The 14,188-nt window shown below is 71.8% G+C and carries 12 protein-coding genes and 1 tRNA gene; 6 read left to right on the top strand and 7 right to left on the bottom strand.

Annotated features, from left to right (window positions below):
- Positions 1 to 118: 118 nt before the first annotated feature.
- The 5 genes from EFL26_RS10010 to EFL26_RS09995 form a co-directional block, all read right to left on the bottom strand.
- Complete coding sequence (locus EFL26_RS10010) at positions 119 to 1,021, bottom strand: hypothetical protein (RefSeq protein WP_123222757.1); 903 nt, start codon at positions 1,019 to 1,021, stop codon at positions 119 to 121.
- Between the two features lie 263 nt (positions 1,022 to 1,284).
- Positions 1,285 to 2,289, bottom strand: a complete 1,005-nt coding sequence (locus EFL26_RS10005; RefSeq protein WP_123222756.1) for an inorganic phosphate transporter — start codon at positions 2,287 to 2,289, stop codon at positions 1,285 to 1,287.
- Between the two features lie 3 nt (positions 2,290 to 2,292).
- Entirely contained in the window at positions 2,293 to 2,910 is a 618-nt protein-coding gene (locus tag EFL26_RS10000) for a DUF47 domain-containing protein (RefSeq protein WP_123222755.1), read from the bottom strand.
- Positions 2,911 to 3,060: 150 nt separating this feature from the next.
- The gene (locus tag EFL26_RS24190) at positions 3,061 to 3,207 is read right to left on the bottom strand and encodes a hypothetical protein (RefSeq protein WP_183408128.1); all 147 of its coding nucleotides are present in this window, start codon (positions 3,205 to 3,207) and stop codon (positions 3,061 to 3,063) included.
- A 139-nt stretch (positions 3,208 to 3,346) separates the two neighbouring features.
- Positions 3,347 to 3,550, bottom strand: coding sequence for a cold-shock protein (locus EFL26_RS09995; RefSeq protein ID WP_123222754.1), 204 nt, complete (start codon positions 3,548 to 3,550; stop codon positions 3,347 to 3,349).
- Positions 3,551 to 4,026: 476 nt separating this feature from the next.
- On the opposite strand from EFL26_RS09995, the gene EFL26_RS24890 reads away from it, so the two are divergent.
- The 6 genes from EFL26_RS24890 (at position 4,027) to EFL26_RS09965 (ending at position 11,193) form a co-directional block, all read left to right on the top strand.
- Positions 4,027 to 7,449, top strand: a complete 3,423-nt coding sequence (locus EFL26_RS24890; RefSeq protein ID WP_148046675.1) for a coiled-coil domain-containing protein — start codon at positions 4,027 to 4,029, stop codon at positions 7,447 to 7,449.
- A gap of 373 nt (positions 7,450 to 7,822) precedes the next feature.
- On the top strand, positions 7,823 to 8,419 hold the full coding sequence (locus tag EFL26_RS09985) for a C40 family peptidase (RefSeq protein WP_148046674.1): 597 nt from the start codon (positions 7,823 to 7,825) through the stop codon (positions 8,417 to 8,419).
- A 219-nt stretch (positions 8,420 to 8,638) separates the two neighbouring features.
- Positions 8,639 to 8,914 carry a hypothetical protein gene (locus tag EFL26_RS09980; protein WP_123222751.1) on the top strand — a complete coding sequence of 92 codons (276 nt, stop codon included), beginning with the start codon at positions 8,639 to 8,641 and terminating at the stop codon, positions 8,912 to 8,914.
- A 95-nt stretch (positions 8,915 to 9,009) separates the two neighbouring features.
- Positions 9,010 to 9,082, top strand: a tRNA-Lys gene (locus tag EFL26_RS09975).
- An 83-nt stretch (positions 9,083 to 9,165) separates the two neighbouring features.
- Positions 9,166 to 10,818 carry an alpha-amylase family protein gene (locus EFL26_RS09970; RefSeq protein WP_123222750.1) on the top strand — a complete coding sequence of 551 codons (1,653 nt, stop codon included), beginning with the start codon at positions 9,166 to 9,168 and terminating at the stop codon, positions 10,816 to 10,818.
- Positions 10,819 to 11,193: a sensory rhodopsin transducer gene (locus tag EFL26_RS09965; RefSeq protein WP_123222749.1), complete on the top strand. Its 375-nt coding sequence runs from the start codon at positions 10,819 to 10,821 to the stop codon at positions 11,191 to 11,193. It begins immediately after the preceding gene.
- Here EFL26_RS09965 and EFL26_RS09960 read toward each other — a convergent pair.
- Both EFL26_RS09960 and EFL26_RS09955 read right to left on the bottom strand, forming a co-directional pair.
- Positions 11,186 to 12,874, bottom strand: a complete 1,689-nt coding sequence (locus EFL26_RS09960; protein WP_123222748.1) for a glycoside hydrolase family 13 protein — start codon at positions 12,872 to 12,874, stop codon at positions 11,186 to 11,188. The two genes, EFL26_RS09965 and EFL26_RS09960, sit on opposite strands and share 8 nt — an antisense overlap.
- A gap of 20 nt (positions 12,875 to 12,894) precedes the next feature.
- A complete protein-coding gene (locus EFL26_RS09955) occupies positions 12,895 to 13,938 on the bottom strand; it encodes an SDR family oxidoreductase (RefSeq protein ID WP_221176922.1) in 1,044 nt (347 codons plus the stop codon).
- Between the last annotated feature and the right edge of the window lie 250 nt (positions 13,939 to 14,188).

Below are 14,188 nucleotides of genomic sequence, written 5' to 3'. Positions count from 1 at the left end.
CCCCCCGCGTACCCGGCGTGCCCGGCGTGCCGCCGCGCAGGCGCCGCGCAGGCGCCGCGTAGCCGGCGTGCCCCCGCGTGGCCGCCGCGTAGCCGGACATGCAAATGTCGCTGTCGGGTCACGCGGCGGCCGCAGGCGACCCACGCGCGACATTCGCATGTCCCCGTGCGAGCGCGACGGCGTCCACCAGCACGGTCACGACGTAGGCGGGGTCGAACATCACCTGCTCCCAGCTGAACCTCACCACGATCCAGCCGCGGCAGGCGAAGGTGTTGTAGCGCACGCAGTCCCGCGTGAGCGCGGCGCGCCGGCCGTGCCACTCGAAGCTCTCGGCCTCGATCACGATCCCCAGGACGGGATCGGCCAGATCGGGGTGGAGGACGAGGTCAGGCGACACCTCGACCGGGTGCTGGGCCATCACGTCCAGCCCGGGGATCGTCGAGGCGATCGCGCGGAGGGTCGACTCGTAGGGGTTGGCCGCCCGCGCGGTCGCCCGCTCAGCCACGAGGATCGCGCGGGTGCGTCCGCGCCCACGCATGCCGGCAGCGATCGCCTTCAGCTCCTCGTGGGTCACGTCGCCCGCCCGGAGGGCGCTGTCCACGATCGGGACCGACTCCTCGAGCGGCAGCATCCTCATGCAGTCGACCAGGGTCCGGCGCACCCCGGTCATCCCCTCGACGACGTCCTCCGGGGCGATGTCGGACCAGTGCGGCACGACCAGCTCCCGGGCCTCGAGCGGCAGCCGGCGGGTGCGCGGGAACGTGACGTCCGGCCGCTCCGGCACGAGCTTCTGCCCCCACCCGTGTCGTTGGGCGGCGCTCCTCATCGAGACCACCCCGCCGAGGGTCGCGGCCGCCGTGACCGCCGTACTGGCGGTGCGGAGGGCGTACCGCCCACGCGCCACCCGCACCAGCACGCCCGCACGCAGCGCGCGATCGACCGCGGCACGCCCGCAGCGCTCGACGAGCACGGCTCTCGTGCACGCGCCGCCGAGCAGCGTGACGTGGCTGATCAGGTCCACCCGCCGAGGGTGGCCGATCGGTCGCTGCCGCCGCTGGCGCCGTCCACAGCCCCGTGGCGAGCCTGCGGGGCATCTCCCGTCGTAGCCGGACATGCGAATGTCGCGGAAGGGGCTGGTGTGCGCACCACGTGACCGGGGCGCGACATTCGCATGTCCCCGTACGACGCGGAGTCCCACGTCCCCGTACGACGCGGAGTCCCACGTCCCCGTACGACGCGCGCGAGGACCACCCCGGGACCGCCGTACGCCGGCGCCCGGCCGGCTCAGGGCAGCTGGAAGATGAACTTCATGACGATGTAGACCGCGGCGGCGACCAGGCCGGCCGCCGGGAAGGTGAGCACCCAGGCGGTGACAATGCTCCGCGCGACGCCCCAGCGCACGGCGGAGAAGCGCCGCGTGGCTCCGGCGCCCATGATCGCCGAGGTGATCGTGTGGGTCGTGGAAATCGGCGCGTGGTAGACGAACGCCGTCGTGTAGAGCACGGCCGCGCCGACCGACTCGGCGGAGAAGCCGCGCGGGGGGTCGAGCGCGATGATCTTGCGGCCGAGCGTCCGCATGATCCGCCAGCCGCCGGCGTACGTGCCGAGCGAGATCGCCGACGCCGCGCTGATCACGATCCAGAGCGGGAGGCTCTCCTGGGTGCTCGGGTAGTAGCCGGCCGCAATCACGGCCAGCAGGATCACGCCCATCGTCTTCTGGGCGTCCTGGAGCCCGTGACCGAGCGCGAGCGCTGCGGCCGACACCGTCTGCATCAGCCGGAAGCCCCGCTGCACCTTGTGCGGGTTGCGGCGGCGGAAGACCCACATGATCAGCAGCATCACCAGGAACGCCGCAATGAAGCCGACGACCGGCGACAGGACCATCGGGATGACGACCTTGTCCAGGATCGTCTTCCAGTGCACCGTGGCGCCCGCCGCCAGCGCAGCCCCGCCCAACCCGCCGATGAGGGCGTGCGAGGACGACGAGGGGAGCCCGAAGTACCAGGTGATGAGGTTCCAGGTGATCGCGCCGAGCAGCGCGGCGAGGACGATCACCAGGCCGTGGTTGCCCGACGGTACGGCGATCGTGTCGCTGACCGTGTGGGCGACCTGCTGACCCAGGAGCGCGCCGACGAAGTTCATGATCGCCGCGAGCGTCAGCGCCAGGCGCGGCGTGAGCGCACGGGTGGACACCGAGGTGGCGATCGCGTTGGCCGCGTCGTGGAAGCCGTTGGTGTAGTCGAACGCGAGGGCGACGGCGACGACCGTCACCACGATCGCAAGATCCACCGGTCAGGACTCCTTGACGTGGATCTGCTCGATGATGTTCGCCACCCGCTCGAAGGCGTCGATGGCGTGCTCGAGCGAGTCCACGATGTCCTTGAGCTTGAGCACCTCGAGGGCCTCGTACGACCCGCTGAAGAGCTTGGCGAGGATGCGCCGGTAGCTCTTGTCGCCGGCGTTCTCGAGGCGGTTGATCTCGATCCAGTACTCCTCGAGGTCCTTCATCGCCTGCAGCCGCGGCAACGACTCCGCGGTGAGCTCGGCACACCGCTGCAGCACCTCGACCTGCTCGGCGAGCTCGGCGGGAAGACTCTCGACCTCGTAGAGGAGGGTCAGGTCGACGGCCTCCTCCATGAAGTCCATGACGTCGTCCAGGCCGGACGCGAGGGAGTAGATGTCCTCGCGGTCGAACGGCGTGACGAACGTGCTGTTGACCCGCCGGATGATCTCGTGGGTGGTCTCGTCGGCGTGATGCTCGGCGTCGCGCATGCGCGCGGCGATCCCCTGCCGATCGTTGCCGTCACCCAGCATCTCCGCCAGGAGCGCGGCGCCGTCGACGAGGTGCGTCGCCGACGTCGTCAACAGGGTGTAGAAGGCAGTGTCGACTGGCTTGAACCTCAACGCCACGGTGAACTCCTGGAGAGCAGGATCAGAACGGCACACATGCTAGGCGGTGGACCGCACCGCCCGGCAAGCCGGGACCCGACCTCGGCGCCGGGCAGGCCACGCCTGAGCGTACCGGTCCCGCTGCGCGGTCGGCGCGGGCCTGCAGCGGGATCAGCCGAGGCCGAGGAGGCGGTCGATCTCCGCCAGAGGGAGCGGGCCGTCGGACTGGTTCGCGGCCACCATCAGACTGGCGGTCAGGCCGACCTCGTCGAGGAGCTCGGGGTCTTCGAGCTCGACGTCGAACGGGTCAGTGGACACGACGTGCCTTCCCTCGTCTCTCCCCCGGCCTTCGCGATTGCTGCCAGTGTGCCCCCGCCACTGTCGTGGAAACTTCCTACACCCAAAACACAAGGGGCTCCGACCGAATGGTCGAAGCCCCTTGCGCTGGTCTACTCGATCAGATGGGGCGGACGTTCTCCGCCTGCGGGCCCTTCGGGCCCTGCGTGACGTCGAACTCGACCTTCTGGTTCTCGTCGAGCGACTTGTAGCCCTGGGTCTGGATGGCCGAGTAGTGAACGAAGACGTCGTCGCCGCCGTTCTCCTGGGCGATGAATCCGAAGCCCTTCTCAGCGTTGAACCACTTCACGGTGCCTTGAGCCATGCTGCTGTTTCTCCTTATTGGGCGAGAGACGACCACCTCGGTTGTCTCAGCGCAGATGCAGTGATACGTCGTCCCGCCTCGTCAAGAGAAGAAACGCCGTTGGATCACAAACTCCAACAAGCGTTGGTGTACTGCTGGAACTTGCATCTGCAGGACCGACAGTACCAACTCGGTCCCCCTTGTCACATGGGTGCGGCCGACTTCGTGTGGATCGCCGCGGATCGGACCCGGAGCGAGGCGACCGCAGGGTTGCCGGGTCAACCGGTACGGCGCGCCGTACCGGGCTTCGGCGCTCGGGCGCCCGAGCGCGCTCGGAGCGTGCCGATTCGTGCCCTGGCTCGTTGGGTGGATATCGGGAGCAGGGATGCGACAATTCGTCGCGAACCGCCGACGCGCGAGCCGGAGACGTGCAAGGGTTCTGCGCGCACGAGCGGGCGGAGACCAGGGCATCGCAGGAACGAGGAAGGGGTGGGGTCGTGGCACGTATTCGCCGCACGCGATCCGCTTCCGCCGACGAGCTCGACCCCCGGCTCGGCGTGCCTGCTGACACCGAGCTGATCGATCCGCTCCGGATCGCCTCCGACGGCCTGGAGGAGGTCGAGGAGGAGGACGGCGCCGAGCGCGCCACCGCCCCTTCGGACGCGGACGAGGAGTCCCGCGATCCGCTCGCCGTGCTCAGTCTCTCCATCGACGACGGCGACGCGTTCGACGAGGTCGCGCCTCGCCGCCGGCTGCTCGGAAGGCTCGCCCGCAACCGTGGCGCGGACGCTCCGACGGCGCCCACGGACGAGCCGGCCCCGGACGAGGCCAGCGACGGAGATGCTCCGGCCGATGAGCCGACGCCGGCCGACGACGAGCCCCGCGTGACCACGTTGGCCCAGGACTTCGCCGAGCAGCCCTGGGCGACCGGTGATTGGCCGGCGATCACCGAGCGCACGGCGGGTGAGCTGCACGACGCCGTCGACGAGGGAGCAACGACCGAGGAGCCCACGGAGGCGCCCGAGGCCGGCGTACGCCGTGCCGGACGTCGCCGCGGTCGGCGCAAGGCCGGCCGTCGCGGCACCGACCCGGTCGAGGCGACGGTCGAGGCCCCGGCGGCCGAGCAGGTCGACGACGACTCCGCGCCTGTGTCCGCAGAGCTCGCTCCCGCCGTGCACGACACCACCGATCAGCTCGTCGCGACGCCGACCGACGAACCGACCGAGTTCCTCGGGACCTACCTGGACGTGCCGCTCGACGACTCCGGGCAGGCGGCCCCGGTCGAGCACGTCGTCGACGACCCCCGCTGGGACCTCGAGGTCGACGGCGGCGAGCCCCCGGCCGACTTCCTCACGGCCTACCTGGATCCGCAGGTCGCGGAGGCGGAGGCCAGCGAGCACGAGCGGCTCGCGGCGGAGAGCGCCGAGCGTCGCCGGCTGGACCGGGAGCGCGACGAGGCCGAGATGGCCGAGCGCGCGCGCCTGGCGGCGCAGCGGGCCGAGGAGGAGCGCCTCGCCGCCCAGCAGGCAGCCGACCTGGCCGAGGACGAGCAGGTGGCTGCCGAGCGGGCGGCCGAGCAGGCGGAGGCTGACCGTCTCGCCGCGGAGCAGACCGCGGCCGAGGCGGAGCAGCACGCGGCCCGCCTGGCCGAGGAGCAGCGTCTCGCGGCGGAGCAGTCCGACCGGGAACGGGCCGCTGCCGACGAGGCCGAGCGCCAGCGGGTCGCGGCCGAGGCGGCCGAGATCGCCCGCCAGGCCGCCGCACGGGCCGAGCAGGAGCGGCTCGCGGCGGAGCAGGCCGAGCGCGCGCGGCTCCAGGCCATCCGTGAGGCAGCGCAGCGGCGCGAGGAGGCCCGGCTCGCCGCCCTCAAGGTCGAGGAGGAGCTCCGCGCGGCCGAGCAGGCTGCGCTCGAGCGCGCCGAGGCCGAGCGCCTCGAGCGGGCACGCCAGGAGGCCGCCGACCGCGAGCGGGCTCGTCGGGCCGCGCTCCACGCCGAGCAGGTCCGGCTGGCCGCCGAGGCCGCCGAGGCCGAGCGCCTCGAGGCGGAGCGGCTCGCCGCCGAGCAGGCGGAGGCCGAGCGGCTCGAGGCGGCGCGGATCGCCGCGATCGAGGCCGAGGAGCAACGCCTCGCTGCGGAGCGCGCGGAGTCCGAGCGGATCGAGGCCGAGCGGGCTGCCGCCCAGCACGCCGAGGAGGCCCGCATCGAGGGCCTCCGGCTCGCCGCGCTGGCCATCGAGGAGCAGCGACTGGCGGCCGAGCGCGCCGAGGCCGAGCGGATCGAGGCCGAACGGGCCGCCGCCCAGCACGCCGAGGAGACGCGCCTGGAGAACCTGCGTCGCGCGGCGATCGAGGCCGAGGAGCAGCGACTGGCCGCCGAGCGCGCCGAGGCCGAGCGGATCGAGGCCGAACGGGCCGCCGCCCAGCACGCCGAGGACGCGCGGCTGGAGCAGGTCAGGCTCGAGGCGGAGCGGCGTGCGGCCGAGCAGGCGGAGCGTGAGCGCCTCGAGGCGATCCGATCCGCGGCCGAGCAGGCCGAGCGAGAGCGCCTGGCAGCACTGCGGGTCGAGGAGGAGCGCCGCGCCCACGAGAGGGCGGAGGCCGAGCGGATCGCCGCCGAGCAGGCCGAGGCCGAGCGGCTGGCGGCCGAGCGGGCTGCGGCGGAGCAGGCGGAGGCCGAGCGGATCGCCGCCGAGCGGCTCGCGGCCGAGCAGGCCGAGCACGCCCGCCTCGAGGCCGAGATGGCCGAGCGGCAGCGGATCGCCGCCGAGCAGGCCGAGGCCGAGCCGCCGAGGCCGAGGCAGGCCGAGGCCGAGCGGATCGAGGCCGAGCGTCTGGCCGCCGAGCAGACCGCCGCCGAACAGGCGGAGGCCGAGCGGCTCGCGGCCGAGCGGGCCGAGCACGCCCGCCTCGAGGCCGCGATGGCCGAGCGGCAGCGGATCGCCGCCGAGCTGGCCGAGGCCGAGCGGCTCGCGCGGGAGCAGGCCGAGGCCGAGCAGATCGCCGCCGAGCGCGCCGAGGCGGAGCGGATCGAGGCCGAGCGTCTGGCCGCCGAGCAGACCGCCGCCGAACAGGCCGAGGCCGAGCGGCTCGCGCGGGAGCAGACCGAGGCCGAGCGCATCGCGGCGCTCGAGGAGCGCCGTCAGGCCGCACTGCGCGAGCAGGAGCGCCTCGCCGAGGAGCAGGCCGAGCGCCAGCGCCTGGAGGCCGAGGAGCGCGAGCAGCGTCGACTGGCGGCCTTCCAGGAGCAGCAGGAACGGATCGCCGCGCAGCGCGCGGAGAAGGAGCGGATCGCCGCCGAGCGCGCCGAGTGGGAGCGCCAGGCACGCGAGCGGGCCGCGAAGGCCGCCGCACCGCGCGCGCCGGGTCGCGCCCCCGAGAGCCCGTCGACGCCGTCCACGGAGGGCCCCCTTCCCGCCGCGGCCCGCAGCGGCGTACCCACGCACGCCCGTACGCCGCGCCCGGCCGACACCGAGCCCGTCCCCCGCTTCGTCGAGTTCCGGCCCGGCAACGTGATGAGCTACGTCTTCGGTGCGCTCTTCACCGTGTTCGCCGCCGGAGCCGTCATCGCGATCTTCTGGGCCGTCTCCGAGGGAACGCAGGACGCCGTCCTCGGTGCTGCCGGGCTGACCTCGCTCGCCATGGTGTCGTGGTGGGCGTTGCTGAGCTGGTCGCCGCCGATCGTGTCGATCAGCAACGGGCTGCTGGAGATCGCCGAGGGCAACCGGACGCTCGGCTGGGATCTGCGCGACCCCGCCACGGAGATCACCTTCCGCGGCCGACCGTCCTCCCGCTCCTGGAAGGCGGTGCTCCGCGGCGACGGCGGCAAGCCCGTCACGATCTCTGCCCGTCAGGTCGATCCCACCCAGTTCGTCGAGATCGTGAAGCACTACCAGGCCGCCGGTCCCGAGTCCGCGGACTGAGCGTCGTCCTGTAGCCGATCGCTGCGCCGCTGTCGCGGTGCCGCGCCCGGAGCCCGTGTGAAGCCGCTCACGATCGACCGTGGGCTGACTCACAGCGCCCCCGGGAGCCGTCCGAGCAGCGTGCGGGCGTCTGCACACTGAATTGCGAAGTCCCCGCGTGCCAGAGCCGTGGGGCGACCTGGATCACGCCGAACCTCGCCGCGGGCCCAGGTGCAGACCGAGCGAAAGCCGTATTGCGGCGAGGGCGGAGAAACCAAGCAGGACGCCGAGGCCACGTGCCGCGGCTCGGGGTGAACCACCAGCACCGGTGGAGGCCAACCAAGGGGCCTAATCCGACAGGTCGACCTTCGCAGGCGTACCGAGGAGAACTGTCATGTCCCCACTGACCCGTGGATTGCTGCGCCCTGCCCTGAACACCACGATGGCGGCCACCGTCGCCACGCTGGCAGTGCTCGGCGGCTCGACGTTCGGCAGCACGGCGCCCGACGCCACGTCGACGCCCGCCGCGACGTCCCCCGTCCAGGCCACAGCCCCGGACCTCTCGCTGGCGGCGGCCACCACGACCGCCCACCGCCGGCACCACCGCCGGCACCACCACCGGCACGCGATCACCGCCGCGCAGGGCCTGCACGTCCTCCGGGTCGCCGCGGCACAGTCCGGTGACCGGTACGTGTACGGCGCGATCGGCCCCAACGCGTTCGACTGCTCGGGCCTGACCGCCTACGCCTACCGGATCGCCACCGGCAAGCACCTGCCGCACAACTCGTCGGCGCAGCAGGGCTGGACCCGACGGATCTCGGCCCGCGAGGCCCGTCCGGGCGACCTGGTCTTCTTCCACGACGGCGGTCACGTCTACCACGTGGCGATCTACGCCGGCCACCACACGATCGTGCACGCGCCGTACCCGGGCCAGCGGGTGAAGCGGGAGCGGATCTGGACGTCGGCGGTCACCTACGGCCGCGTCGTCTGACGACGCCTCGGTCGGCCGGTCGTCGCGTGCCGTACCCGGTGCGCGCGACCGGCCACCTGCGGCGATCCACCGACGCGCCACGCCGGCCGGCCATGGATTCATGTTCGAATCCCGATGACAGCCCGATTCGTCTCACCTTGCCGCCGATCCGGACGATGTGAAGGCGGAGGACATGACGGGTCCTCGACAGGCGAAGCAACTGGACCGGGAGGAGGCCAGATGGGTCTGGGAGTCGATGGACCGCCCTCGTACGAGAACCGCGAGGCTCTGGTCTCCCGCGTCGCGGAGTCGGTACGCCGCTGCGGGCAGATGGTCGCCACGGTCGATCGGCTGACCGACCAGCAGCTCGCCGACCTGCGCTGGGCCGTGCAGATCGCCGGGCGCGCGCTGCGCACACCGTTGCGCGCCCGAGCCCTTCCGTGCGCGGGGTCGAGCCAGATCCGGATCCTCATCGAGCCGGTCGAGCAGGAAGTCGTGCGCGCCGTCGCGAGCTGAGACCGCTCCGCCCTCACCGGGTACCCTCGGCACGCGGTGAAGCTGGTGGGACCCGTCGCACTGTCCGAGGGTTCTCACCACAAGCCTGACCCGCGGGGCCTCTAGCTCAATTGGCAGAGCAGCGGACTTTTAATCCGCGGGTTGTGGGTTCGAGACCCACGGGGCCCACGTAGCCGGTGCGTCGAGGCGGTCAGTGAGCTGTCGCCGCTGGGGCGTGGCATGGGCGCACTGCCGCAGGGGTACCTGCGGCCATGCAGCCGCTCTGGTACCGCAACGCGGTGATCTACCAGGTCGACGTCGCGTTCTTCCTGGACTCCGACGGCGACGGCTGGGGCGACCTGCGTGGCGTCACCGAGCGGCTCGAGCACATCCGTGGCCTGGGAGCCAGCTGCATCTGGCTGCTGCCCTTCTACCAGTCCCCGTACGACGACGGCGGGTACGACGTGACCGACCACCTCGCCGTCGATCCACGGTTCGGCGACGTGGCCGACCTGGCGATGCTGCTGAACAAGGCCGAGTCGCTGGGCCTGCGGGTGATCGTCGACCTGGTGCCGCAGCACACCTCGATCCAGCACCGCTGGTTCCAGGAGGCCCGCCGCGACCGGACGTCGCCGTACCGGGACTACTACGTCTGGGCCGACGAGCCCCACGACACCGACGTGGAGCCGGTCTTCCCGACCGTCGAGGACAGCGTCTGGACCTGGGACGACGAGGCGCAGCAGTTCTACCGGCACGTCTTCTACGACTTCGAGCCGGACCTCGAGCTCGGCAACCCGAAGGTGCGCGAGGAGATCCGCCGGATCATGGCGTTCTGGCTCCGTATGGGCGTCTCGGGGTTCCGCATCGACGCGGTGCCCTACATGGTCGAGCGCGCCCGGGCGGCCGACCCGCGCGACGACGGCTACTGGCTGCTCGCCGAGCTCCGCGAGTTCGCCGCGCTCCACCACCCGGACGCCGTACTCCTGGGAGAGGTCGACGTGCCGCCCGAGAAGTACGCCGACTACATCGGCCCGCCCGACCGGCTCTCGATGCTGATCGACTTCTGGCTGAACAACAACACCTTCCTGAGCCTGGCTCGAGAGAAGTCCGAGCCGCTGGCCCGAGCGATCGCCCGGCGCCCGACGCCGCACCGGCACGGCCAGTACGCGACGTTCCTGCGCAACCACGACGAGCTCGACCTCGAGCAGCTCGGCACGGAGGACCGCGCCGAGGTTCTCGACCGGTTCGCGCCGAAGGACGAGATGCGGGTCTACGACCGCGGGATCCGGCGGCGCCTGGCGCCGATGCTCGACGGTGACACCCGCCGCATCGCGATGGCCCACGCCCTGCTGATGAGCCTGCCCGGCACGCCGGTGCTGCTGTACGGCGACGAGATCGGCATGGGCGAGGACCTGTCCCGGCCCGAGCGCAAGGCGGTCCGCACGGTGATGCAGTGGACCGACGCGGAGAACGGCGGCTTCTCGCTGGCTCCGGCCGACCGGCTCGCCGCAGCGCCGATCAGCGGAGGCCGGTTCGGCTACGAGCGGGTCAACGTGGCTGCCCAGGCGTGCAACCGCGAGAGCCTGATGGCGCAGGTCAGCCACCTGACGAGAACCCGCCTCGGGGCCGAGGAGATCGGCGCGGGCACGTGCACCGTGCTCGAGACCGGCGTACCGAGCGTGCTGTGCCTCTGCCACGAGCTCGACGGCCGGCACCTGGTCGCGGCGGTGAACCTCGCCGGCGAGGACGTCACCTGCGAGCTGGCCGACGTCCGCCTCTCGGGGCTCGTCGACGTCCTCTCCGACCGGGAGTACCCGCCTCCCGGAGACGACCCGGTCAAGTTCGTGCTCGGCGGCCACGGCTACCGCTGGCTGCGGAGGCGCGAGGACCCGTTCAGCGACGCCCTGCACCCGGAAGGAGACTGAATGGACCCGCTCGGCAGCACCACGTGGGTGATCGCGGAGGGTTACATCCCCGGCGACAGCACCGGCTCCGGACGCGCGTTCGAGAGCCACGAGACCGCGTGCGTCCTCAACGCCGGCGACCAGGACGCCCACGTCGAGGTCACGCTCTACTTCACCGACCAGGAGCCGGTCGGGCCCTACCGGTTCACCGTGCCGGCCCGCCGGACCGTGCACCAGCGGTTCAACGACCTGACCGACCCCGAGCCGGTCCCCCGCGACACCGACTACGCCTCGGTGCTGGTCAGCGACGTGCCGGTGGTCGTGCAGCACACCCGCCTGGACAGCCGGAAGGCCGAGCTCGCGCTGCTGAGCACGGTGGCCTGGTCGACTAGCTGACCGCGCGTCGGTAGACCCGCGACTCCCACGGCAGCAGGTCGGTCGAGGTCCGGTCGCCGATCACGAGCTCCGCGCCCTCGCACCGGTCGGCCAGGACGCCGGGCAGCTCGGCCGGCTTGCCCGAGAAGTTCGCGACGACGACCATCTCGGTGCCCTCGTGACGGCGGGTGAAGGCGAAGAGCTGGTCGTCGTCGGGGACCAGCATCGTGAAGTCGCCGTGCACGACCGCCGGCTCCTCGTGGCGCAGCGCGATCAGCGCGCGGTGGTGCTCGAACACCGACCCCGGCACGCCGACCTGGCGGGCAGCGTTGATCTCCACGTGGTTCGGGTTCACCGCCAGCCACGGCGTGCCCGTCGTGAACCCGGCCTGCGGCGAGTCGTCCCACTGCATCGGCGTACGGGCGTTGTCGCGGCTCATCGCCCGGAGCCGGGCGAGGACGTCGTCGGGGTCCTCGCCCTGCCGCACGGACTCGTGGAAGTAGTTGACCGACTCGATGTCGTCGAACTCCTCGATCGTGCGGAACGGGTAGTTCGTCATCCCGAGCTCGTCGCCCTGGTAGAGGTACGGCGTGCCGCGCTGGAGGTGGAGGATCGTCGCGAGCAGCTTGGCCGACTCGACCCGGCACTCCCCGTCGTCACCGAAGCGCGAGACCGCACGCGGCTGGTCGTGGTTGTCCCAGTAGAGGGAGTTCCAGCCGACCTCGGCCAGCCCCTCCTGCCACTGCACGAGGTCGGCGCGGAGGACACGCATGTCGAAGGGCAGCACGTCCCACTTGGACGCGCCGCGGTCGACCTGCACGTGGTCGAACTGGAAGACCATGTCGACCTCGCGGCTGGCGGGATCGGTGTACTTTCGCGCCTCCTCGATCGTCACCCCGGGGGTCTCGCCGACGAGCAGCAGCTCGCGGTCGAGGGGGGCGAAGACCTCCCGGTGCATCTCGGCGAGGAACTCGTGCACCCGCGGACCGTCGATCACCGACCGGCCGAGCTGGCCGTGCTCCTCCCCCGGCCGGACCTCGCCGTCCGGCAGCGCCGGGTCCTTCGAGATCAGGTTGATGACGTCCATGCGGAAGCCGTCGATGCCGCGGGCGAGCCACCAGCTCATCATCGAGTACACCGCCTGGCGGACCTCGGGGTTCTCCCAGTTGAGGTCGGGCTGCTTGCGCGAGAACAGGTGCAGGTAGTACTCGCCGGTGGTCTCGTCGTACTCCCACGCGGATCCGGAGAAGAACGAGCCCCAGTTGTTCGGCTCCGAGCCCGGCTCACCCGGGACGGTGCCGTCGCGGGCGGGGCGCCACCAGTACCAGTCGCGCTTCGGGTTGTCCTTCGACGACCTCGACTCGGTGAACCACGGGTGCTCGTCGGAGGTGTGGTTCACGACGAGGTCCATCACCAGCTTCATGCCGCGGGCGTGGACCTCGTCGACCAGCGCGTCGAGGTCCGCCAGCGACCCGAACAGCGGGTCGATGTTCTGGTAGTCGCTGATGTCGTAGCCGTTGTCGTCCATCGGCGACCGGTACACCGGCGAGAGCCAGACGACGTCCACGCCGAGGGTCGCGAGGTGGTCGAGGTGGCCGCGGATGCCGTCGAGATCACCCACGCCGTCGCCGTTGCTGTCGGCGAAGCTGCGCGGGTAGATCTGGTAGACGACGGCGGAGCGCCACCACTCGGTCTCGGTCACGCGTGCAGTCTGCCCCGACGTCACGCCGGACGTGCCAGGAGGGCCTTCATGAAGGCCTTCGGGTCGGCCGCCACCATCTTCGCGCCCGCACCCACAGCCGCGCCGAGGTTCACCAGCAAGGGACTCAGGCCCGTGCGGGTGAGGCGCGCCTGCGCGGAGGAGCTGGACGCCGAGGCGTCGAACGACCCGTGCGCGCCGAAGTCGTGCCCGTCCTCGCCGTCGGCCGGCTCCCAGAGGTTCGAGGGCTGGTCCGGGCGGGCCGGCTCGCCGGTCTGCTGCGACTTGTAGCCGGTGAAGCCGAGGTAGCGGTCCAGCACGCCGGCGGCCACCCGGTTGCCGAAGATCGTGGCGACCGCGCTGCCGCCCACGACGTACTCGCGACGCTGGGGATGGTCCGCGGCATACACGACCTGGCGCGCGATCACCTCGGGCTGGAAGATCGGCGGCACCGGCTGCGGGTGCTCGGGCAGCTTGTTCAGCACCCAGTCGAACTGCGGGGTGTTCACCGCCGGCAGCTGGACCATCGTGGTGCGGATGTTGCTGTCGTCGTGCAGGAGCTCGCAGCGCAACGACTCGTGGAAACCCTGGATCGCGTGCTTGGCGCCGCAGTAGGCGCTCTGCAGAGGGATGCCGCGGTAGGACAGCGCGGAGCCGATGTGGACCAGCGTGCCGCGGTCGCGGGGCACCATCCGGTCCAGCGCCGCCTTCGTGCCGTACACGTAGCCGAGGTAGGTGACCTCGGTGGTGCGACGGAACTCGTCCATGGAGATCTTCGTGAAGGGCGCGAACACTGCGGAGAAGGCGTTGTTGACCCAGACGTCGATCGGACCGAGCTCGGCCTCCACCCGCGCCGCCGCAGCCTCGACCTGGTCGTAGTCGCCCACGTCGGTGGGGATCGCCAGCGCCGTGCCACCGGCCGCCTCGACGTCGCGCGCCGCAGCCTCGAGACCGCGGACTCCGCGAGCCAGCAACGCGACCTTGCTGCCTCGACGAGCGAACTCGATCGCGGTCGCACGACCCACGCCGGCACTCGCTCCGGTCACCACCACGACCCTGGGGTCCACTCTCGTCCTCCTGCGCATCGCGAACATGTCCCCACCCTGTTCCCCGATGCGCCGGTTTGACGCGCGTGCCCACGCTGGTCAGTGCGCGACCGCGACCTCCTGGTGGTCCACGATCAGCGACCACACGAACTCGCCGTAGGTCAGGCCGTGCTCCGCGAGCTGTGCGGCCAGCAGGTCGGCCGACGCCTGGGCGGCCTCGCGGGCGTTCGCGTGACGCGCCTCCTCCTGGCGCATGCGCGCGTAGACGGGC

The sequence above is a fragment of the Nocardioides pocheonensis genome (assembly GCF_003725535.1).
Lineage (GTDB): Bacteria > Actinomycetota > Actinomycetes > Propionibacteriales > Nocardioidaceae > Marmoricola > Marmoricola pocheonensis.
The sequence above is the reverse complement of the archived record's forward strand: the minus strand, read 5'-3'. Positions and strand labels throughout refer to the sequence as shown.